The organism is Rhodococcus sp. IEGM 1305, from assembly GCF_030058635.1.
Taxonomy (GTDB): Bacteria; Actinomycetota; Actinomycetes; order Mycobacteriales; family Mycobacteriaceae; genus Rhodococcus_F; species Rhodococcus_F opacus_D.
In genome coordinates this window covers 469,126-490,059 of the sequence record NZ_JASHKX010000001.1, presented here as the reverse complement: position 1 = coordinate 490,059, position 20,934 = coordinate 469,126, and the positions used below count along the sequence as shown (strand labels likewise).

Sequence of the window (20,934 nt, the reverse complement as noted above, 5' to 3'; positions counted from 1 at the left end):
TTGGTAACCATTACGCTAGACGGAGGATGTAAGTGATGCAACTGACTTTCACCGATTACACCTTCGGGGCAGCGGTGGCGACGGCGCTCGTCCTCACCGCCCCGGAGGTGCTCGTCGCGACCGGTGACGCCCTCACCGACGGCGAGTCGCTGCACGCATTCCTCACCGAGCACGGCATCGGCCCCGGAGACCGGCGGGCAACCGGCACCGATCTGGACGAGATCCGTGCGCTGCGGACACGGGTGCGCGACGTCGTGGCCGCGCCGAACGAGGAGGCGATCGTCGACGGAGCCAACCAACTCCTACGCGTCGCCCACACCGCCCCCTTCCTCGGGCGCCACGACGGCACATGGACGTGGCACCTCGAGACCGCACCCGAGTCGACGCTCGCCGACGACCTGGCCGTCGTCATCGGAACCGGCCTGCTCGGAACCGTGGCTTCGCTGGGGCCGAACCGGTTCCGATCGTGCGAATCCCCCTCGTGCAACGGAATTTTCGTCGACACCAGCCGGGCGGGACGGCGCCGGTTCTGCATGCCACAGGTGTGCGGAAACCGTGTCAACGTGGCGAACTTTCGCGCCCGACGCCGTCGCGAACAGCAGGATCGCCCCGGAACGGGCCCCACAGACGCCGGGTGAGGAGTCGATGCCGATACGACCACCACCACCGGCGCCGGATCGTCGTGTGGAACAGCGAGGAGTTGCCTAGGCTCGGGCCGCCGCGGGAGACGCGGTGAACCCGGCGCTCGGCGTGAACCGTGCCAGCACGTCCTCGGCCGGTTCCCCGGCCTTGGCGGCGATGAACGCGAGAACGTCCTCCCTGGTGTCGATACCGATCAGCGTGTCGGGTTCGGAGAGGAACCCGAACAGGGCCGCGGCGACGGGTTCGCTCACGGTCGCCGCCGGGAACAGCAATTCGGCGTGGACCGCGTACTTCGGATCGCCGAGGAACAACCGGGTGACCTCTGCGGCAGCGTGACCCCTTGTGTGCCAGTGCTTCTCGAACTGCTCGGACAACCAGTCGGCGGTGAACTCGCCGTCGTGCGCACGCGCCGCGTCGACGAGCGCGGCCACCTGCACGGCGGTGTTCTGGGCGCCCTGTCCGGCGAGGGGGTCGAACGCGATCGCGGTGTCACCGATCGCCGCGACCACGTGGCCGCTACTGGTCGTCCCGACCGCGCGGCGCACCGTCGGGGTGACCGCCCCTTTCAGCCACGAGTGCGGGTCGGACTCGATCACCTGCAACTGCTGGATCTCGGGGGCGTCGTGCGGGAAGTAGTCGCGGTAGAAGTCGACGACGGTCTGCCGCGCCGAGTGCACGTCGGTGACCGCGGCGAACCGCTCCTCCCACGGGCTGCCCGGTTTCGCGAATCCGAGGAAACTCCATGTGGCGCCGGCGTCCTTGTGCAGGTATGGGCCGAGCCAGGCCTCACCGAAGTCGGTGTGCAGGTTGAAGAGATTGTGCGCGCCGCCCGCCGCGGACCGGTAGCCGAAGGTGTCCGCGCCGTGGCCGAGGCCCTGCAACGTCACCAGCAGCAGTCGGCGCTGCGGTTCGCTGTACACGGTCCGTTCGGTGTCCACCGGGAACAGCGTGGACAGCCCGCCCTTTCCGGTCGCCACGAGCGTCAGGTCGTGGTCGGCGGCGATCGCGTCGAGGGCGTCGGGGTCCACCGCCCGGACCTCGAAGCGGCCGCCGCGGTCCAGGAACCGGCCGAGCCGGTCGTCGGCCCGCAGCCGCACGTCGACGCCCTGCGCGACGTACCGGAAGTCGGGGTCGAACTCGAGGACGTCGGCGCGGGTGTCGCCCTCCCCCGTGTGCAGGCGGGTGCTCATCCCGGTCGAGTGCGGACCGTCGGCGTAGAGGTCCTCGATGATGCGGGCGTCGGCCTCACGGGACTTACCGAAGTAGACGGCGGTGCCGGTGGCCGGGACGTCGTTGCGCAAGGCGTCCCGGTCGCGGTCACTGTAGAGGGTGACGGTGAAACCGGCGTCGACGAGACCGAGCGCGGCAGTGGTGCCGGCCAATCCGGCTCCGACGACGGCGGCGGTGCGGGGTGTACTCATGGGTCCTCCCGGTGGTTGTGGTGGTCGTTCAGGTGTTCGTGTACGCGCGGTAGCGGTCGGTCCGCGTCGAGAGGTCGCCGCCGAGGCGGTACCGCGCGCCCCGGTGGTCGGCGGGAAGCCGGTCGCCCTTGTCGAACAGCTTGTGGCGCAGGGTCCCGTCGGTGTAGCCCGTCGGGTAGGCACCCCGGGCCTGCAGCGCCGGCACGACGTGGGTGACGACGTCCTCGAACGAACCCGGCGTGATCGCGTACGCCAGGTTGAACCCGTCGACGTCGGTGTCGGCCACCCACTCCTGCAACTGCGTTGCGACGGTCTCGCCGGAGCCGACGAACCGCGGCCCGAGACCGCCGATGCTCGCCCACTCCGCGATATCGCGCACCGTCCACTCGCGACCGTCGTCCGCGGCCTCCTGGAATGCGGCGACGGCCGACTGGATGGCGTTGCTCTCGACGTTTCCGATCGGGTCGTCGAGGTCGTACCGCGACAGGTCGATCCCCATCCAGCCGGACGTGAAGACCAGTGCGCCGTCGAGGTCCGCGTATCGCCGGTACTCCTCCTGCTTCGCGGCCGCGGCCTCGTCGGTGCTGCCCGTGATGACGGTGGACAGCGCGTAGATCCGCGCCGAATAGGGGTCGCGGCCGGCGTCGACGAGGGCCTGGCGGATCCGTGCGACGGTGTCCTTCAGCACCCGCTTCGACGGCGGCCCCACGAAGATCGCCTCGGCGTTCTCTGCGGCGAACCGGACACCGCGCGGCGACGCCCCCGCCTGGTAGATCACCGGCGACCGCTGTGGCGACGGTTCCGACAGGTGAATGCCCGGGACCGTGAAATGCGTTCCGCGGTGGCCGATGTGGTGCACCTTCTCCGGATCGACGTACACGCCGCGCTCGGTGTCGCGGACGACGGCGTCGTCCTCCCACGAACCTTCCCACAGCTTGTAGAGCACCTCGAGGTACTCGTCGGCGTGGTCGTACCGGGTGTCGTGGTCGAGTTGGTCGGCGTCACCGAAGTTCCGGGCCGCGGACGGCAGGTACCCCGTCACGACGTTCCACCCGATCCGTCCCCCGGTGAGGTGGTCGAGGGTGGAGAGTCGGCGCGCGAACGGATACGGGTGCTCGAATCCCGTCCCCGTGGTGATGCCGAACCCGAGGTGTTCGGTGACCGCTGCCATGGCCGAGACGAGCAGCAACGGGTCCGCGACCGGGATCTGGGCGCCCTGCCGCAGCGCGGCCTCGTCGGTTCCGCCGTAGACGTCGTAGGTGCGGCGATGAACAGGCCGTCGAACAGCCCGCGTTCGAGGAGCCGGGCGAGGTCGGTCCAGTAGCCGAGGTCGGTGTAGCGGTGCGACTGGTCGTCCGGGTGCCGCCACAGCCCCGGCGACTGGTGGGCGACGCAATTCATGTCGAACGCGTTGAAGCGGATCTGCCGGGTCATGCCGGCGCGTCCGCGTCGCGCACGCTCTGCCGCTGCCCGGCGCTCCAGGCGTACGGCAGCGGATCACCGTTCAGCACGTACGCCCCCACCGACTGCTGCTTGTAGATCAGAGGGTTGTGGGCCGAAATCGTGCGTGCGTTGCGCCAGTGCCGGTCGAGGCCGAGTTCCGACGAGGTGATCGACGCGCCCCCCACCTCGAACAACTGCGCGGTCGCGTCGAGGACGAGGCCGATCACCACGGACTGTGCGCGGGCCGCCGCGGCCTCGGCACGGTCCAGAAGTTCAGGGTCCTCACCACCGGCGTCGAGCAGGCGGTCGAGTTCGTCGGCGACGGCGAGCACGGTCGCGCGGGCGCCGTATGCGGCGGCGGACAGCTTGCCGATCACCTGCTGCACGAGCGGGTCGTGCCGGGGCAGGTCGGCGGCGGCGTGGGTGAACGTGCGGGTACGGGCACGAACCCATTCCGCCGTGTCCGTTTCCGCACGGCGGGCGATCCCGGCGAGGACGGCCAATTGCACGAGTTGCAGGTAGGACGTCGCGTAGGTGCGGCCGGGCGCGCCGTATCCGGGCCCGAGGATCCGGTCCTCGGGCACCACGACACCCGAGAACGTGGTCGTGCCGCTTGCAGTGAGCCGCTGTCCGAAACCGTCCCAGTCATCGGTCTGGGTCACGCCCGGAGCGTCGGCGTCCACCAGCACCGACACCCGCTCGCCGTCACGGTCGGCCGCGACGAGGATGTGATCGGCGTACAGACTGCCCGTGCTGTAGTACTTCACGCCGTCCAGAACCCAGGTGCCGTCGTCGCCGCGGCGCAGCGTCGTCTGGTACCGGTCGGCGGCTCCCACCCCGGGTTCGGTGATGGCGTTGCCGACCAGTGTCCCCTCCGCCGCCGCGCGCAGCCACCGCTCTCGGTTGACCGTCGGGGCGGCGAGGCGCTGGTCCTCGACGAAGCTCCAGTGCACCCGAAGCGCCTGGGGCAGATTGGATTCCGCGGCAGCCAGGTCGATCAGCAGACCGAACAGCTGTCGGACCGACGCGCCGAACCCGCCGAACTCGACGGGGACGCGCAGGGCACCGAACCGCGCGTCGCGAAGCAGACCCACCTCGTCGAACGGCAACCGGCGATCCCGTTCCCGGCCCAGCGCGCCCTCGGCGATCCGGTCGAAGATCGGATGGAACCGGTCTTCGAGTTCGCGGTCGGTCACTGCCTCGGCCTCGATCGTTGAACTGCTCACGTGCCCGCTCCTCGGTGCGTCGACTATGTCGACACCACGATGGGCGAACGGGCCACGTGGGGGCACTACTTACGATCGTGCAGAGTCGAACGCTCGGCTCGCGCGGTCTGAGGTGCCGCTCTACACGCACCGTGTACGTCGAGCCGACCGATCATCGACGGAGGAATCGATTGTCCCGGTGAAATCACTTGGAACAGCGGCCATATTCGCAGCCTCGCTAGCTTCCCGGCCCGACGTCGATCGGCACACGAGGCGCCGAACGGCGATCACTGGCGATGGTTACCACGCATTCCACTCGCGTACCGAGAAGTGAACGAACGCCGGTGAGCTCGTCGATGCTCGTCTCGTCGAGAAACTGCTCCTCGATGCTCTGCTCGTCGAGCGACCCGACCTCTTCGGAAACTTCGACGGGTGCCTTCGGTCCGCGCGTCGCCCACCAGCACAGGATTGCCCCGAGGCACACCACAGCGGTTCCCACCCAGAACGTGAGGCCGAGTGCCGTGGCCAACATCGACGACGAGAATGCGGCGGACAGTACAGGCGTGAAGTACGAGGCAGCGGCGAGCAAGGTCATGTTTCCGCGGAGGATTCCGACATTCCACAAGGCGTAGCCGAAGCCGATCGCGCACGCCGCCACCACCGTCGCCGCGATCGCGGTGAAGCTCAGGTGCATCGGCTCGCGACCGGACAACAGGTACATGCACCAGAACGCCACAGCCGTCAGCACGAAGAAGGGGGTGATGCCGTTGTTCCCGTTTGCGAACATCTTGGTGACGGTGCAGTAGCCCGACCAGATCAGTGCGCCGGCGAACGCGAGCCCATAGCTCAGAGGATTCGAGCGCACGTTGTCGACGGTGCCTGCGACGTCCAGTCCGGCGTCACCGCCGAGAACGACGGCAATGCCGACTACCGACAGCACGATGCCGGGCAGGATCAGGCGCGAAGCCTTCTGTCCGGCGAACACGATCGCGAACACCACCGTCAGGCTCGGCCACAGATAGTTCACGATTCCGACTTCGATTGCCTGCCTCGGAGTGTCCGCCAGTCCGATCGCGAGGGCGAAGCACACCTCGTACGCGGCAAACATCACGGCACCGGTGACGAGATACGTCCGACTGAAGTCTTTGAACTTGGGCCATCCGACAGTCACCGACAACAGAATCGCGCAGCACGAGTAGATCATCGCTGCGCCGCCGATCGCCCCCAGGCTATCGGTGACCAGACGGATCATTCCGACCATCGAACTCCACAACACAATCGCCAACAGCCCCGCCGCGGTGGCACTTCCGCTCGACTTGGTCGCTCTCACAACAACACTCCTCCTTTACCGTGCTCGTGAACTCTCGGTGACTCCGTCGCTCGGACCGATTCGACCGGAATGCAACGAGTTTCGCGCCCTGTCGCACAGGGAAACGACTGCCGCTGCAATCGAAGGCCTCGGTTGCACACCGACAGTCGATGACACCGCCGCTTACATTGCGGTAATAAGAATGTAATCTGTGATCACATATGCGACAAGGTCGTTGATGCGTGAGACACGCCACTGTCGAGGTACGGAACGTTCAGACCGATTGAATTCGCACAGATTTCGACGCTCGAGCGCCGGAAGGACACTGGGTCCGGGCAGGACAGAGTGTTGAATGTTGTTGGCACTCCGCGTAGCCGGCGGCAGGCGTCATCGGACAGGGCACGCGTGTATCCGGCGCGAACCGCCAGATCGGCGTCGCACTCGTCGACACTCTCGAAGAGTCTCCTCGGCCATCGGCCGCAAGCGCTCGTGGCGGGAGACGACGGCAAGGAAGTAGCCCCGAGGATCTGCGCGCCCCATCGAAAAGATGAGGTCGTGAACTTGTCCGCGACCTTCCCGAGAAGCGTCTAACGCACGGGCAGATCGCTGCCGTCGGGAGAGAGGGAACCGATGGCATGCACGATGCCCGAAGGCTCCGGATATCTGAGCGTGAGCGTGCAGGTCTGACTCATGTCATCTCCTCGGGTGTTGATATATCAGTTCAACACTATATGGCTATCAGCATCGTGCAAGGTAGCGGGGTCGGGGGGTCCCGGTCGCAAGACATCACATCGAGGGTTGTGTGATCTGTGATCTCATCCTATTCTGTGTGACGAGACGCACATCACATCGACGTGAAGGTCTGAATCGCGATCTTCATCGCGTCTCACGGTGCAGATACCGCTGCCCTTCAGTGCATCGGGATCCACCAGAGCGCCAGTGCAGGACCCGTCGCGCTCGAGGCTCGACTCATCTCTTTCACACCGACCACGACAGGCACCCCGAGCACACGTCTTACCGGGGTCCAACGTCAAGCCAGACCAGAAACGTCAACGAGGAGCTCGATATGGTCACCAATCCGCTGGACGACGCGCCACTGTCCAGGTTTCACAAGAAGCTTGCCGTGTTCTCGTCGGGAGGACCGTTCCTGGACGGATTCGTCTTGTCCATCCTCGGTGTCGCGATGATCCAGATCGCGGATCAGTGGGGCCTGTCGTCCGTGGAGCAGGGACTGGTCGGCGCATCGTCGCTGATCGGCATCCTCCTCGGTGCATTCGCCGGCGGTTGGTTGACCGATCGTTTCGGGCGAGAAGTCTTGTTCACCGTCGACTTGATCGCGATCGCCGCATTCTCGGTCGCACAGTTCTTCGTCCAGGACGTGATCTGGCTGATCGTGCTCCGCCTGCTCATCGGCATGGCCGTCGGCGCGGACTACCCGATCGCCACGTCGCTACTGACAGAGTTCACCCCTCGCAAGTACCGCGGGCCGTTCCTCGGCGCATTCGTCGCCATGTGGTTCGTCGGCGCTGCAGCGGCGTACGTCGTGGGCCAGATACTTGCCGAAACAGGAAACGACAACGCCTGGCGCTGGATGCTCGCCAGCGCCACGGTGCCTGCAGTGCTGATCGTGGTAGCCCGCGTAGGCACTCCCGAGTCGCCGCGCTGGTTGGTGGGCAAGGGCAGGATCGACGAAGCCGACAAGGTGCTGCGTAAGGTGTTCGGCCCAGGCGTCTCCGTCGCCGACCTCCCCGTGGAGGACGAGAACAGCGTCAGCGTCAAGGAGCTCGTCCGTTCCGGATACGGAAAGCGGATGGCATTCATTACTCTGTTCTGGACCTGCTCGATCGTCCCCCTGTTTGCCGTCTACGCGTTTGCGCCAGCCATTCTCAGCGCCCTCAAACTGGAAGAAGATGCGGCACATATCGGTTCTGCCGTCATCACGATCCTGTTCCTGGTCGGATGCATCATCGCTCTGTTCCTCGTCAACCGGATGGGACGCCGCCCCCTCCTGATTCACAGCTTCCTCTGGGCCGGTCTGGCACTGCTGTTGATGGGAGTGTTCCCCGAGGCCCCCACCTCGATCATCATGGTCTTCTTCGCTGCCTACGCCGTACTGATCGGCGGCACGCAGATCCTGCAGTGGGTCTACCCGAACGAGCTCTTCCCCACCGAGATCCGTGGCACCGCAGTCGGTATGGCCTCCTCTCTGAGCCGCATCGGTGCGGCAGTCGGAACATTCCTCGTACCACTGTCCCTCAGCGGCCTCGGCATCGGAGCGACGATGCTCATCGCCGCGGTGATCACGTTGCTCGGAGCTGTGCTGTCCCACTTCTGGGCACCGGAAACCCGAGGACTGTCCTTGACCGAGAGCGCCTCGCTCGGGGTCGCCAGCTCACCGGTGTCGCCCGCACGAGCGTCCCAGTCCTGACGTCTACGCCTGATCTCGGTGCTGCGCTTCGAGGAGAGCCCGGATTCGATCCGTCGCATTGACGAGCGAATCGTGATTGACGCTCGCAGCCGCGACGTCGTCGCCTCGAAGCGCAGCCTCGACGAGACGCTCTTGAAAGACCACCAACGACTCGACGTCCCCGGAGTCCAGCGTGCCCCGGGCACCGACGATCTTGTAGGCCCTGCAGTGGTGCCACAGATTGCGAATCATGTTGACGAGCACCGGGTTATCAGTCGCACGATAGAGAATCGACAGCAGTTCCTCGTCGTGTTCCAACAATTCCACGACGCGGCCCTCGACGATCGCGACCCTCATCGCCTCGAATTCGGTCTTCATTCGCTCGGCGTCGGCGCGGGTGATTCGAGTGGCACCGAGCCGGGCAGCCTCGACCTCCAACAACAGTCGGACGTCGTAGACATGGACCAGCTCTGCGAAGCTCAGTCCCTTCACGACAGCACCCCGGTGCGGGACCCGCTCCGCGAGACCTGCCTCCTCGAGCCGGCGGATAGCCTCTCGAACCGGCATGACACTCGTGCCGACCTGGGCGGCGAGGTCGCGGATGCGCAACCTCGTCCCGGCAGGCATATCGCCATTCATGATCGATTGATGGATCATCGAGTACACCTGATCCGTCAGGAGAGTCGGCGCGACCTTCTGCGGAACGGTCGCCGGGGCGATCCCAGCGGGGCCTGAGCAGGACTCTCCCGAACGTTGGGTCGCACGGCTCGCAGCTCGTTCGCCCTCACGAGTAACCGATTCCATCGCAGTCATGTGGCCCTCGCCCCTCTCTCCCCGATCTCGACGTAGCCCGATCCGTCGCGGTCGGGTCTTCGCGCACGAGGCGCCGCCGATCACATCGCTCTTGTGTGATCTGTGATCACACTTTATCCTCAGTGGAGCGGATATGACCGGCATCACTGTTTTGTCCCAGAGAACGACGCGTCCGGACTGCGTGTATCGCACGCAACCACTGCACGGCAGGTGCGCGCGTCCGAGTCACAACTTGCCACGAACACGCCACCAACCCCCGGCGAGAGACATGGCCCCAGTGAAGGAGATATCGAAGTGCGAGATGTAGTTGTAGTCGGTGCCGGCCTGGCCGGTCTGTCAGCGGGCTGGCGGTTGCGTCACTGGGACACACTTGTCTTGGAGTCCGAGGAGCGCGTCGGTGGACGCATCCGTTCCGAACGTCGCGGGTCGTATTGGCTGAACTGGGGCGGACACGTGTTCGCCGGTCCCGGATCGTCCACGGAAGCCCTGCTCAACGAGGCCGGGGTGATGTCGGTCGACATCCCGGGGTCGCTGCAGGCCCTCGCGATGAACGGGAAGTTCCTCCGCAAGGGGCACATCGCCACATATCCGTTCCGGATCCCGATGTCGCTCTCGGCCCGCGTGGCAACCATGCGCGCCGGCATGAAGGTCGTTGCGGGCGTCGGAAAGTACACCGGAGTGGTGCGCAAGCGCGCCGGTGAGTCCGGAGCGATGCGCCAGCAGCGGATCTACGACTTCGCGAACGACGAATCCTTCCTCGACTTCGTCGGGGAGTTGCCGGAGGACGCAGCCGCACTGTTCAAGACCACCGTCACCCGGTCCGCTGGAAACATGGACCAGATCTCGGCGGGCGCGGGCATCGGATACTTCAGCCTGGTGCTCGGCTTCGGGCAGGGCCTCAGCCGCGGCATCGTCGGCGGGCCGTCCACACTCACCGAAGCCCTCGCCGCGTCGCTGGGCGACCGCGTTCAGCTGGGTGCCGCGGTGCAGGAGGTCGTGCACAAGAAGGATTCGGTGATCGTTCGCTACCGCCAGGACGGACGCGACCACGAAGTCGAGGCGCGAACGGTCGTGCTGGCCACGACCGCGGACGTGTCCCACCGGGTCGGTGTCGACCTGCCGCAGGACCTGCGCGATGCGCTCTCTCAGATCAAGTACGGCCCCCACGTCAGCTCGGCGTTTCTCACCGACGAAACGACGGCGCAACCGTGGGACGACATCTATGCCATCGCCGCCCCCAAGCGTTCGTTCGCCATCGCGCTCAACCAGGCAAGCATCGTCCGCGGCACCGAGTCCGTCCGGCAGCCCGGCGGCAGCTTCATGACGTTCTCGCCTGCGGCGCTGGGTAGCGCCCTGCTCGACAAGAGCGACGACGAAGTGGTGAACACTCACCTCGCCGACCTCGAGCAGATCCTCGGGCCCGGGTTCTCCGACACCGTCGTGGAAGCCAAGGCCGCACGGTGGAAGAACGCGTCGCCCTACAGCTTCCCCGGTCGCGCAAAGCTTCAGCCCACCTTGACGCGCGGTGCCGGCCGAGTCTTCCTCGCCGGCGACTATCTCGGAACGCTCTACACGGAAACGTCGATCACGTCCGGGTTCTCCGCGGCTCAAGAGGTCGCCAGCGTGCTTGCAACCCATCGCCAGACTCGTCAACCAGAGATGCTCACCGTTCAGCCCGCCAGCGCCTGACCTTCCCCACACCAAACACTCGTCAACGATCTAGGAGTCATTTTCATGTCCAAGCAACTCAGCGGTGTCCTCACAGCATTGACCACCCCGTTCGACGCCGACGAGCTCATCGACACGGACAAGCTGAAGCTCGTGGTGGACCGCTCGATCAAGGCAGGCGTCGACGGTGTCGTCGCGGCAGGATCGACCGGTGAGGTCGGGGCGCTGTCGTCGGACGAGCGCCTGCGTCTCGTCGACACGGTCATCGAGCACACCGACGGCCGGGTTCCCGTCATCGCCCAGACCGGTGCCACGACGACCGCAGAGGCCATCCGGCTCTCCCGCGCCGCCGAGAAGTCGGGCGCCGACGTGCTCATGCTGATCACACCGTTCTACGAGCCGCTCTCGACCGAAGAGACGGTGGCGTACATCAAGGATGTCGCTTCCGCCGTGGAGCTGCCGGTCATGCTGTACAACATCCCCGCGGTCACGGGTGTGAACCTCGATCCCAGCACTGTTCGCTCCCTGGCCGAAGAGGTCGACAACATTCGGTACATCAAGGACTCGAGCGCGAACTGGGAACAGGCACTGCAGCTGATCCACCACCACAGCGACGTGATCGGCACCTTCATCGGCTGGGACTCCTACATCTACAGCGCGCTGGTCGAGGGCGCTGCCGGGGTCATGGCAGGTGCCGCCAATGTCGTTCCGGACGAGATCGTCGCAGTGAACCGGCTCATCGCCGAAGGCGACCTGCACGGCGCGCTCGCCAAGTGGAAGAACCTGTACCCGGTGATCGACGCGATGATCTCCGTTCCCTTCATCTCCGCCGTCAAGGCAGGTCTCGCTCTGCAGGGCGAACCGGTAGGAGCGCCCCGCCGGCCCACCGCAGAACTTCCCGCAGAGCAGGTCGAGAAGATCGGACAGGCACTGAAGACCCTCGCAGGGCGGACAGGGTAAATCATGGCAAGCCTGGACTGGGCCGAGATGCTCACGACCGTGGCGGACGCCATCTGGGGACCGATGGCCTACGTGGTCCTCGGCCTCGGGGTGGCGTACACCGTCGCCACCAGAGGCATCCAGTTCCGACGCATCCCGGACATGATCCGACAGCTGAAGGAATCCAGCGAAGGCGAAGGAGGACTGTCCTCCTTCCAGGCGCTTGTCCTCGCGCTCGCCAGCCGTGTGGGTGTCGGGAGCATCGCCGGTGTCGCAACAGCAGTCGGCGGTGGTGGACCGGGTGCCCTGCTGTGGATGGCCGTGACAGGACTGGTCGGTTGCACCGTCGGGTATGCCGAGGCAACCCTCGCGCAGGTGTTCAAACGTCAGGTGGAGGACGAGGACCGGAAGAAGGCCAACGAGGACATCGGCGGCATGCCGTACTACATCAAGTACGGACTGAAGCTCCCCAAGGTCGCGGGCCTCGTCGCGTTCCTCGGGCTGGTCGGCTACGGATTCATGTTCCCCGGATTCCAGGTCAGCACCATTGCCTCGAGCGCGGAGCTGGCATTCGGAACACCGACCTGGATTCCGGCAGTGCTCATCACCGTGCTGATCGCTCTGGTGATCTTCGGCGGCACCACTCGAATCGTCAAGGTCACACAGACTCTCGTACCGATTCTCGCAATCGGATACCTCACATTGGCGTTGGCGGTGATCGCCGCGAACATCGAGAACGTGCCGGAAGCGATCACGCTCATCGTGAACTCGGCATTCGGTATCGACCCTGTGCTGGGCGGCATCGCAGGCGCCGCAGTTGCATGGGGCGTGCGCCGGGCAGTCTTCGCATCGGCGAACGGAATCGGTGAGGCGACGTTCGCCGCGGCGGCGGCGCGGACGTCGCACCCCGGCAAGCAGGGTCTCGTCCAGACGTTCAGCATCTACATCGACGTGCTGCTGATCTGCATGGCAACAGGGCTGATGATGATGGTGTCCGGGCAGTACAACGTCTCCGATGGTTCGGGCGGTTACCTCGTCCAGCACCTTCCGGGTGTGGAGGCCGGTCCGAACTGGGTCCAGAAGGCCATCGACACATTGGTGCCCGGGTGGGGCGCAGCGTTCATCGCGGTAGCCGTGTTCCTGTTCGGTTTCACCTGCCTCATCGTGTACTTCTACGTGGCCAACTCGAACCTGTTGTTCCTGCTGAACGGGCGGAAGGGGCCGGTGTCCAAGCTGGTCCTCAAACTCGGCACGCTCGCGATCGTGTTCGTAGGATCCGTCGTGAACGCAGGACTTGTCTGGGCGATCGGCGATATCGGGCTCGGGCTCATCGCCTGGGTCAACCTGATGTGCCTGGTACTGCTCTTCCCGCTCGTCTACCGGGTCTACCGCGATTACGAACAACAGAAGAAGCGTGGACTCGACCCCGCCTTCGATCCGACAGCGCTCGGCATCGACGGAGCCGAGTTCTGGGAATCGAACACCGTCACCGGACACAGCGTCTCCCGGTGAGGAGTTTGCCGCAACTGTCCGTCACGCGATAGCTGATCACCCAGCGCAACCCGTTGCGGGCCGGCGCTTCTCGCGCCTGCCCGCATCATCCCAGTCGATCTTGGAGGTTCTTCCAGATGCCCAACACCACCCTCACCGGACATGTCGCTGTCAGCCGAGCACCTGGAGGTTCCTTGAACGTCCGGGACGACCTGCCCCCGACCCAGCACTACATCGCAGGAGCGTTCGACGTCGTCGACAACTCCGGTCCCCGCACCGACGTCGTCGACCCGAGTACCGAACAGGTCATCGCCGCGGTACCCCAGGGGACCGCGGCCGATGTCGACCGAGCGGTCGCAGCCGCGGTCGCAGCCAAGAACGACTGGGCCAGACTCGTTCCCAAGGAACGCTCCCTTCTGCTTCACCGCATCGCGGACAGAATCGAGCAGAACGCCGAGGTGCTGGCGCGGCTCGAATCCGCCAACACCGGAAAACCTTTCGAAGTCTCGAACGACGACGTCGCCGGTACCGTGGACACCTTCCGGTTCATGGCGGGCGCACTACGTGCGACCACGTCGATGGCTGCCGGAGACTACGCCGAGAACCACCTGTCGGTCATCCTGCGTGAACCGCTCGGTGTGGTCGGCGTCGTCACCCCGTGGAATTATCCACTGCTGATGGCGGCGTGGAAGATCGCTCCGATCCTCGCGGCCGGAAACACGGTGGTGATCAAGCCGTCCGAGCAGACCCCTTTGACGACACTGAAATTCGCCGAACTCGTCGGTGACCTGCTTCCGGCGGGCGTGTTCAATGCGGTGTCCGGACTCGGACCGACCGTGGGAGCGCGGCTGGCCGAGCATCCCGACGTCGACATGATCGCCCTGACCGGATCCGTGGGCAGCGGCAAGGCCGTCGCACGCGGGGCCGCAGACACGCTCAAGCGCGTCCATCTCGAATTGGGCGGCAAAGCACCCGTGGTGATCTTCGCCGACGCCGATCTCGACGACGCCGCGGTGTCGTTGCGTGCGGCGAGCTACTGGAACTCGGGCCAGGAATGTGGCGCAGCATGCCGGATTCTCGTGCACGAGTCGGTCGCCGAGGAGTTCACCCGGAAGCTGGTCGAGCAGGTGAGCACGTTCGTGGTCGGCGAGCCAGGAGCAGGTGACACCGTGGAAATCGGCCCTCTGGTGTCGAAGGCGCACTTCGAGCGGGTCACCGCATATCTGGAACGTGCGGCGCAGCAGGGAATCACCGCCGCAATCGGTGGATCTGCACTGGACGGACCCGGGTACTTCGTCGCACCGACCGTGCTCGTCGGAGTACCCGACGGCGCCGAGTGCGCTCGCGAGGAGATCTTCGGGCCGGTGGTCACCGTCGAGACGTTCACGGACGAGGACGAGGCGATCCGCCGCGCGAACGACGTCCCGTTCGGCCTCTCGGCATCGGTCTGGACCGAGAACGCCCGGCGCAGCCACGAAGTTGCCGCGCGGATCGACGCCGGAACAGTGTGGGTCAACTCCCATCTCGTGCTGGCCAACGAAGTTCCGTGGGGTGGGTTCAAGGGATCCGGCTACGGACGCGACCTGTCGATCTATGCCCTCGACGACTACTCGCGCACCAAGCACGTCATGCACAACCACGGTCGATAGTTCAACCCGCGGTTCGTCCTGCCCGGCGTCGACCGTCGTGCGAAACGTGGCGCCCGCCCTGTTCTCTGCGCAGGGCGGGCGCCGCAGCCGTATGCCCGGCGTCGCCCACACGGGAGGGGGAACCCACCGTCGATATTGCTGCCGCTCACACCCTCTGGACAAGATCGGAGTAGTCATGAAGTCCACCGCTCTGACCACACACCTCTACGCGCCCTCGACCCAACTGTGGGATTGGCAGATGAACGCCACGTGCCGGAGCATGGGAACCGATCTGTTCTTCTCCCCCGACGGTGAAACGCGGGAGGCCCGGCGGTACCGGGAAAACTTCGCCACCCGAATCTGCCAGACCTGCCCGGTCCTCGAGCAATGCCGCACTCACGCGCAGACGGTGCGCGAGCCGTTCGGGATCTGGGGCGGTACCACGGAGTCCGAGCGCCGGTCCGGTGACGACGTCAGGCCCGGATCGACGAAGGCGGACGCCGCTGCTGGTGGGCGCACAACCCCTCCCGCCGGAGGACGCCTGACGATCTCCGGCCGGCACCCCGGGCCGGGAAGACGCCACCGGCAGGCGTCGTCATCGTCGACGGTCCGATGACTCCTCCGCGAGGCGGCGTCAGAGACTAGGGAACAGTCCGAGGAGTCTGCCGAGCACCAGACCGATGTGCAGTTCGAGACGATGCGCGCCCACCGTGAGGTCGAGTCCGGTGAGGTCCGCTCGGTCGTCAGTGGGCATCGAGGAAAGCCTGCTCGATGTCCGCGGGTATCCGGCCGCGCGAGGAGATCTCGTAGCCCTGCTGGACTGCCCATTCCCGGACCTCCTTGGCCGTGCCCCCGCCCCGGGGCCGTCGAGTGCGGGAACGGCGCGTCGGCCGTTCCTCCTCCTCGGGCTGCTCGGTCTCTTCGCCCTCGTCGTTCTCGCCCGTCACCTCGGACTGCTCGTCTCCTTCGTCCTCCGGCAACTCTCCGCCGTCCCACACCTGTTCGTCCTCCGCGGACTCGTCACCCGCAGGTTCTTCCTCGCTCTTTTCCGGCTCGACTACGCGGAGGTCGCGGTTCTCGCCCGACCTCCGCTTGGTGACGGCCTCCTCGGCCACGCCACCCACGAGGTGTCCGGCGCTCGACTGGAGGCGGTTGTTCAGCGAATCGATGCGCGAGCTGGTCGCGGTGACCGCCGCGGCTTTCGCGGCGTTCATCAGCTCTCCCCGAATAGACTCGGTCAGCTTGGCGACCTCCGGGGAACTCGCGAGCTTCGCGGTCCAGCCCCTCAGTAGAAAGCCGGCCCCGACCGCCACCACCAAACGACCTTTGGTTTTCATCACCCTCACCCGCAGTTGCCGAGTTGTCACCCCGCACCTCGGCGTCGGTGGGCGGCGAGATACATCACGGAACCGTTCCCGGCGGGGTGCGTAAGCGGTGTTTACCCCGGACAGGGGCGCCTAATCATCATCACCTGGCGCTCATAGGACAAACACCAAACTCCACACCCTCCCCTGGGCCCGCGGCGCCCACTCGATCGGCGCGTCCGGGAGCTAGTCGTAGATGACGGCAAGTCCCCGGCGCTCGAGGTCGGCCAAACCGTCCCGCATGGTTTGGAGCTGTTCGGGTGAATGCCCCACCCAGTCCGTGATCTCGCCGACTATTCTCACGGGCTCCCGTGTGCGGTAGGAGCGGGTCGGATTTCCGGGAAACTTCTTGTCCGTCACGTTGGGGTCGTCCTCCAATGCGCCTTCCGGTTCCACGATGTAGATGCGCCCCCTGCCCTCGCCTAGAGCCAACTCCGCTCCCCACACTGCGGCATCCAATGTTTGCGTCACATAAACGTGGTTCGCGAGGCGCCCGACCCCGTAATTCGACAGGTACCCGGGCACCAGCACATCACCCACCGAAAGGTCTGCCTTGGTGCCGTGAAGGAGCGCGCCCGACTCGTGCACTTCGAAAGGTTTCGTCACAACAACCCCATCCGTTGTTCTCGTCGGACGATTGTGCAGCACGTCAGGGGCCTTGCCGCAAGCCCCACTTCCCGCCATATAGTGAGAGTGGGAGAATCCGTAATGGGAGTTTGCTGCCATAATCGTCGACCGTATCGTCGTTCGCACAGTGAGATCCATTCGTGGACCCCACCGCCCAGCCAGTAACAGCCTGCCGGGCAGAGTGGATACAAGGGCGACGATGTCCTCCACCCGCAACGCAGCCCGCGGCGTCCTGGATCGGCCGCGGCGGTTCAGTGCCGTCGGATCCCCGGACAGGTTCGAGGAAACCAAGCTTCCGCTGCCGGACTCTGCAAGCACGCGGTCCGCGTCGTAGTGCCCGATTACCCACACCCACCGACTCAACGTGGACGGCGAATAGCGCGCTCCCTCTCTGTCGACGGTGTCGGCGGCATAGGCCACGTCGGCGGCGACGCGAGACCGGGTGCGACGGCAACGCACTGCGCCCGCGCGTCTCACCCCAGCCCAGAAGCCCGCCAGTCGCCGGCATAGACCCGGTCGGTCCGGTGCCGCGCCGAGGACCGGACCGGGCTTCAGGGCGGCTTGCACACCCATGCGAGGTCGAACGAAGATGGAACGGTGATCATCGAACGCAGCTCGGTCGTCGGCGCACCGATCGGGCAGGTGTGGGCGAGGGTCGTCGACCCGGAGGGGATCAACGACGAAATGCGTCCGTGGATGACGATGAGCATCCCGCGGGGTCGGGAGTCGCTCACCATCGACTCGGTCCCGGTCGGTGAGCCGCTCGGGCGGGCGTGGCTGCGGCTGTTCGGGCTGGTCCCGTTCGACTACGACGATCTGACCATCGCCGAACTCGAACCGTGTCGGCGGTTCCACGAGAAGTCGACGATGCTGAGCATGCGCCGGTGGGAGCACGAACGGACGCTGCGGCCCTTCGACGACGGGAGCACCGGCGTCCACGACCGGATCACGTTCGAGCCGAGGCTGCCGCTGGTGCCGCTGACGCCGGTGCTCGCCCGCGTCCTCCGCGCGTTCTTCGCCCACCGGCACCGCCGTCTGGTGCGACACTTCGACTGACATCCGCGCCCAATGTCACACCGGTGCAGTCGGACTGAACCAGTGTGACATTGGGCGCGACAACCGGGTCAGTGCGCCGTGTACCCACCGTCGACGACGAGTTCGGTGCCGGTGGTGAAGCCGGACTCGTCCGAGGCGAGGTAGAGCACCCCGTACGCGATCTCGTCGGGTTCCCCCTGCCGCGGGAGGGGGTTGCCCGAGACGAGTTGACGGTAGTACTCCTCCGGTCCGATCGCGCTGCCCTCGGCCGACCGCTGACTCATTGCCGTCCGCATCGACCCGGGGTGGATCGAGTTGACGCGAATTCCGTGCGGCCCGTACGTGACGGCGTCCGCCTTGCTCAGCAGTCGCACAGCACCCTTCGACGCGTGGTACAGCGGGACGTTGGAGCCTCCGGTCAGCCCGTGGATCGACGAGAAGTTCACGATGCTGCCCTTCTTCCGGCCGATCATGTGGGGCAGCACGTGCTTGGTGGTCAACCAGACACCCTTGACGTTGACGTCGAAGATCTGGTCGAACTCGGCGACCGACGCCTCGTGCGACGGCGCGGGCCGCCCGATGATGCCGGCGCAGTTGACCAGGATGTCGGGAACACCCACAGTCTCCACCACCGCTGCGACGGCCTCGGCGACGCCGGCCTCGTCGGTGACGTCGACCGCGAACGACGTGATCGCCGTCGAATCCCACGGCGCATCAGGCACTTTGAGGTCGAGGGCCGCGACCAGCGCGCCCTCTCGTGCGAGCATCCGCGCGGTCGCGCCACCCAGGTCACCGTTCGCCCCCGTGACGACGGCGACCTTCCCTGCCACTCGACCCGTCACGACCTGCCTCCCACTGCAGCGACGGCCCACGGGCCGATCATCGGATTCCATTCGGTGATGTCGTACGACGCGACGAACCCGCGCGTCCGGAACGGGTCGCCCTCGACGACGTCGACGACGTCCCGCTTGCCCGCGGCCTCGTAGATCATCGCCGCGCCGGGTTCTTCTCCTGCCGCGAACGGTCCGGACGCGAGGATCAGCCCGCGGTCGGCGGCGGCTTGCAGATGGATCTTGTGTTCGGGACGGTGCTCGTCCCGGCCGGCCGTGTCGCCGGTGTATACGTAGCGGACGAGGAAGAACGGCATGTCAGACCTCTTCCAGGACGGTCGGCTCGACGGACTCGCTGCGCAGCGACGCGAGGATCTCGGCGTCCCGGCCGATGGTGTATCCGAAGACGAGGGCGGGCCCGATGTTGGCGCCGTAGCCCGGGTAGCCGCCGCCGAAGATGCTCACGGCCGCGGACCCGGCGGCGAAAAGGCCGGGGATCGGCTGGTTGTCGTCGTTGAGGACCTGGCTGTGCCGGTCGACGGCCAGACCGGAATAGGCTCCGAGGTCGCCCATCTCGATCTTCGCGGCGTAGTACGGTCCCTTGTCGAGTGGCTCGAGGTTCGGGTTGGGCTGGTGTTCCATGTCGCCCTTGAAGTGGTGGAACCAGTTCGACCCGCGGTTGAACTTCGGGTCCTCGCCCTTGGCGGCTCCCGCGTTGAACTCGGCCAGGGTCTTCTTCAGCCCGGCGACGTCGACACCGATCTCGAGGGCGAGTTCCTCGACCGTGTCGGCTTTGTGGAGGAAACCGGTCTTCTTGAAATAGCCCTGCGGGATCGGCCACGGCTTGGCGTAGCCGATGCCGTACTTGTTCATGGCTTTCGAGTCGGCGATGATGTAGCCGAATGTCTCGTCCTGGCCGGCGTTGTCCTGAATCATCGCCATGCCGAAGTCGTGGTAGGAGCTCGACTCGTTGGCAAAGCGTTCGCCCTTGCGGTTCACCGCGATCAGTCCGGGAAGTCCGAATGCCCGCAGGTGCGGGAAGATCCGCTGTTGCCCGCGCAGACCGGTGAACACCGTCACCGGGGCCCACGCGGCCGGCTCGTGGACGTCGGTGTCGACGTGCCCGCCGAGCGGCGCGGCCAGGCGCACGTTGTCGCCGTCGTGCCCGACCGTGGGAGTGAAGTGGTTGTCGCCGTGCGGATCGTGACCCCAGTACTCGGCTCGCAGCGCCGGATCCGAGGAGTAACCGCCGGCCGCGATGACGACGCCGAGCCGTGCCTCGACCGTTCCCGCGTGCACGCCCCCGAGTACCGCCCCGGTGACGACCCCGTTCTCCGACTGCACAATCTTCGTCACCGGCGTCTCGGTCCACATCCGGATTCCGAGCTTCGCGGCGGACGACACCATCCGCACCATGAGCGAATTGCCGTTGGTCCGGTCGAACGATCGGCGGCAGAGGACCGTCTCGACCCACGTCTTGAGGAGCTTCTTCGACACGTAGGCAAACGATTTCCACGACTGGTTGGCGTGGAGGAACTGTGCGATGTCGGGCCCGACCTCGGGCATGTAACCGAAGACGGTGTAGGTGTCGAGGTAGGGGCGCAACCGCAGCCGGTTCTCGCCGAGGGTGCGCGCGTCGACCACCTTGCCGGAGATCGCGCGGCCCGACGGCTTCGCGCCCGGCGCGTCCATCTGGTAGTCCGGAGCCATTTCCGGATAGACGAATTCGACGTCGGTGTCGCGCTCGAGCCAGTCGATGGCCTCGGGCACCTCGTCGAGGAACGTGTCGACCATCTCGGCCTTATAGCAGTCCTTGGCGAGGGCGCGGATGTAGGTTTCGATGTCCTGACGGGTGTCACCCTGCGCGACGCCCTGCTTGTTGCCGGGAACCCATGCCCAGCCGCCCGAGATCGCGGTGGTGCCGCCGAGCCACTGCGACTTCTCGGCGACGATGACGCTGTGGCCCTCGCTCGCCGCCTTGAGTGCGGCGGCCATGCCTGCGGCCCCGGATCCGATGACCAACAGGTCGCATTTGACAGTTTTCGAGCTCATGCTTGGACCTTCCCTGGAGAGTCGGCATTCGATCAGGCATCGGCGAAAGTTCTGGTGTGC

At 66.0% G+C, this 20,934-nt stretch carries 17 protein-coding genes and 1 pseudogene; 8 read left to right on the top strand and 10 right to left on the bottom strand.

Annotated elements, in window-relative coordinates; all coding sequences use genetic code 11:
* The first annotated feature begins 35 nt into the window (after window positions 1-35).
* Window positions 36-638, top strand: coding sequence for a CGNR zinc finger domain-containing protein (locus tag QM693_RS02275; protein ID WP_283351230.1), 603 nt, complete (start codon window positions 36-38; stop codon window positions 636-638).
* 66 nt (window positions 639-704) lie between these two features.
* On the opposite strand, the gene QM693_RS02270 is transcribed toward QM693_RS02275, so the two are convergent.
* The 4 genes and pseudogenes from QM693_RS02270 to yddG form a co-directional block, all read right to left on the bottom strand.
* Window positions 705-2,063, bottom strand: a complete 1,359-nt coding sequence (locus QM693_RS02270; RefSeq protein ID WP_283351229.1) for a styrene monooxygenase/indole monooxygenase family protein — start codon at window positions 2,061-2,063, stop codon at window positions 705-707.
* A 28-nt stretch (window positions 2,064-2,091) separates the two neighbouring features.
* Window positions 2,092-3,497, bottom strand: a pseudogene (locus tag QM693_RS02265) (LLM class flavin-dependent oxidoreductase).
* A complete protein-coding gene (locus QM693_RS02260; protein WP_105423723.1) occupies window positions 3,494-4,732 on the bottom strand; it encodes an acyl-CoA dehydrogenase family protein in 1,239 nt (412 codons plus the stop codon). The pseudogene QM693_RS02265 and the gene QM693_RS02260 overlap by 4 nt, the downstream one beginning before the upstream one ends.
* A 217-nt stretch (window positions 4,733-4,949) precedes the next feature.
* Window positions 4,950-6,041, bottom strand: coding sequence for an aromatic amino acid DMT transporter YddG (gene yddG, locus QM693_RS02255; RefSeq protein ID WP_283351228.1), 1,092 nt, complete (start codon window positions 6,039-6,041; stop codon window positions 4,950-4,952).
* Between the two features lie 1,045 nt (window positions 6,042-7,086).
* On the opposite strand from yddG, the gene QM693_RS02250 reads away from it, so the two are divergent.
* Entirely contained in the window at window positions 7,087-8,448 is a 1,362-nt protein-coding gene (locus tag QM693_RS02250; RefSeq protein ID WP_283351227.1) for an MFS transporter, read from the top strand.
* 3 nt (window positions 8,449-8,451) lie between these two features.
* On the opposite strand, the gene QM693_RS02245 is transcribed toward QM693_RS02250, so the two are convergent.
* Window positions 8,452-9,240 carry a GntR family transcriptional regulator gene (locus QM693_RS02245; protein WP_283351472.1) on the bottom strand — a complete coding sequence of 263 codons (789 nt, stop codon included), beginning with the start codon at window positions 9,238-9,240 and terminating at the stop codon, window positions 8,452-8,454.
* A gap of 294 nt (window positions 9,241-9,534) precedes the next feature.
* Between QM693_RS02245 and QM693_RS02240 the strand changes: the two genes are divergently transcribed.
* The 5 genes from QM693_RS02240 to QM693_RS02220 all read left to right on the top strand — a co-directional run bounded on the left by QM693_RS02240 (window position 9,535) and on the right by QM693_RS02220 (window position 15,582).
* A complete protein-coding gene (locus tag QM693_RS02240) occupies window positions 9,535-10,929 on the top strand; it encodes a protoporphyrinogen/coproporphyrinogen oxidase (protein WP_283351226.1) in 1,395 nt (464 codons plus the stop codon).
* Window positions 10,930-10,974: 45 nt separating this feature from the next.
* Entirely contained in the window at window positions 10,975-11,868 is an 894-nt protein-coding gene (gene dapA / locus QM693_RS02235) for a 4-hydroxy-tetrahydrodipicolinate synthase (RefSeq protein ID WP_283351225.1), read from the top strand.
* A 3-nt stretch (window positions 11,869-11,871) separates the two neighbouring features.
* Window positions 11,872-13,359 carry an alanine/glycine:cation symporter family protein gene (locus QM693_RS02230; protein WP_283351224.1) on the top strand — a complete coding sequence of 496 codons (1,488 nt, stop codon included), beginning with the start codon at window positions 11,872-11,874 and terminating at the stop codon, window positions 13,357-13,359.
* Window positions 13,360-13,475: 116 nt separating this feature from the next.
* On the top strand, window positions 13,476-14,987 hold the full coding sequence (locus QM693_RS02225; RefSeq protein ID WP_283351223.1) for an aminobutyraldehyde dehydrogenase: 1,512 nt from the start codon (window positions 13,476-13,478) through the stop codon (window positions 14,985-14,987).
* A gap of 175 nt (window positions 14,988-15,162) precedes the next feature.
* Window positions 15,163-15,582 (top strand): WhiB family transcriptional regulator, encoded by a 420-nt coding sequence (locus QM693_RS02220; protein WP_283351222.1) that lies wholly within the window; start codon window positions 15,163-15,165, stop codon window positions 15,580-15,582.
* 127 nt (window positions 15,583-15,709) lie between these two features.
* Here the strand turns inward: QM693_RS02220 and QM693_RS02215 are convergent, their stop codons facing one another.
* Together QM693_RS02215 and arr are read right to left on the bottom strand one after the other, a co-directional pair.
* Window positions 15,710-16,303, bottom strand: a complete 594-nt coding sequence (locus QM693_RS02215; RefSeq protein WP_502942577.1) for an Lsr2 family DNA-binding protein — start codon at window positions 16,301-16,303, stop codon at window positions 15,710-15,712.
* Between the two features lie 213 nt (window positions 16,304-16,516).
* Entirely contained in the window at window positions 16,517-17,014 is a 498-nt protein-coding gene (gene arr, locus QM693_RS02210) for an NAD(+)--rifampin ADP-ribosyltransferase (RefSeq protein ID WP_411194586.1), read from the bottom strand.
* A 540-nt stretch (window positions 17,015-17,554) separates the two neighbouring features.
* Between arr and QM693_RS02205 the strand changes: the two genes are divergently transcribed.
* The gene (locus QM693_RS02205; RefSeq protein WP_283351220.1) at window positions 17,555-18,013 is read left to right on the top strand and encodes an Rv1443c family protein; all 459 of its coding nucleotides are present in this window, start codon (window positions 17,555-17,557) and stop codon (window positions 18,011-18,013) included.
* A gap of 68 nt (window positions 18,014-18,081) precedes the next feature.
* On the opposite strand, the gene QM693_RS02200 is transcribed toward QM693_RS02205, so the two are convergent.
* Genes QM693_RS02200 through chcC2 form a run of 3 tightly spaced genes read right to left on the bottom strand, consistent with a single transcriptional unit; the run spans window position 18,082 to window position 20,874 of the window.
* Window positions 18,082-18,834, bottom strand: coding sequence for an SDR family NAD(P)-dependent oxidoreductase (locus tag QM693_RS02200; protein ID WP_283351219.1), 753 nt, complete (start codon window positions 18,832-18,834; stop codon window positions 18,082-18,084).
* Window positions 18,831-19,139, bottom strand: a complete 309-nt coding sequence (locus QM693_RS02195; RefSeq protein WP_283351218.1) for a YciI family protein — start codon at window positions 19,137-19,139, stop codon at window positions 18,831-18,833. The genes QM693_RS02200 and QM693_RS02195 overlap by 4 nt, the downstream gene beginning before the upstream one ends.
* A 1-nt stretch (window position 19,140) precedes the next feature.
* Window positions 19,141-20,874, bottom strand: coding sequence for a 4-oxocyclohex-2-ene-1-carboxylate 5-dehydrogenase (gene chcC2, locus QM693_RS02190; RefSeq protein ID WP_283351217.1), 1,734 nt, complete (start codon window positions 20,872-20,874; stop codon window positions 19,141-19,143).
* Window positions 20,875-20,934: the final 60 nt, after the last annotated feature.

Excerpts from the sequence above, each read along its gene's own strand:
- QM693_RS02275 (WP_283351230.1), top strand. The coding sequence starts at position 36 with ATGCAACTGACTTTCACCGATTACACCTTCGGGGCAGCGGTGGCGACG.
- QM693_RS02270 (WP_283351229.1), bottom strand. The coding sequence starts at position 2,063 with ATGAGTACACCCCGCACCGCCGCCGTCGTCGGAGCCGGATTGGCCGGC.
- QM693_RS02250 (WP_283351227.1), top strand. The coding sequence starts at position 7,087 with ATGGTCACCAATCCGCTGGACGACGCGCCACTGTCCAGGTTTCACAAG.
- QM693_RS02245 (WP_283351472.1), bottom strand. The coding sequence starts at position 9,240 with ATGACTGCGATGGAATCGGTTACTCGTGAGGGCGAACGAGCTGCGAGC.
- dapA (WP_283351225.1), top strand. The coding sequence starts at position 10,975 with ATGTCCAAGCAACTCAGCGGTGTCCTCACAGCATTGACCACCCCGTTC.
- QM693_RS02230 (WP_283351224.1), top strand. The coding sequence starts at position 11,872 with ATGGCAAGCCTGGACTGGGCCGAGATGCTCACGACCGTGGCGGACGCC.
- QM693_RS02225 (WP_283351223.1), top strand. The coding sequence starts at position 13,476 with ATGCCCAACACCACCCTCACCGGACATGTCGCTGTCAGCCGAGCACCT.
- QM693_RS02220 (WP_283351222.1), top strand. The coding sequence starts at position 15,163 with ATGAAGTCCACCGCTCTGACCACACACCTCTACGCGCCCTCGACCCAA.
- QM693_RS02215 (WP_502942577.1), bottom strand. The coding sequence starts at position 16,303 with ATGAAAACCAAAGGTCGTTTGGTGGTGGCGGTCGGGGCCGGCTTTCTA.
- arr (WP_411194586.1), bottom strand. The coding sequence starts at position 17,014 with ATGGCGGGAAGTGGGGCTTGCGGCAAGGCCCCTGACGTGCTGCACAAT.
- QM693_RS02195 (WP_283351218.1), bottom strand. The coding sequence starts at position 19,139 with ATGCCGTTCTTCCTCGTCCGCTACGTATACACCGGCGACACGGCCGGC.
- chcC2 (WP_283351217.1), bottom strand. The coding sequence starts at position 20,874 with ATGAGCTCGAAAACTGTCAAATGCGACCTGTTGGTCATCGGATCCGGG.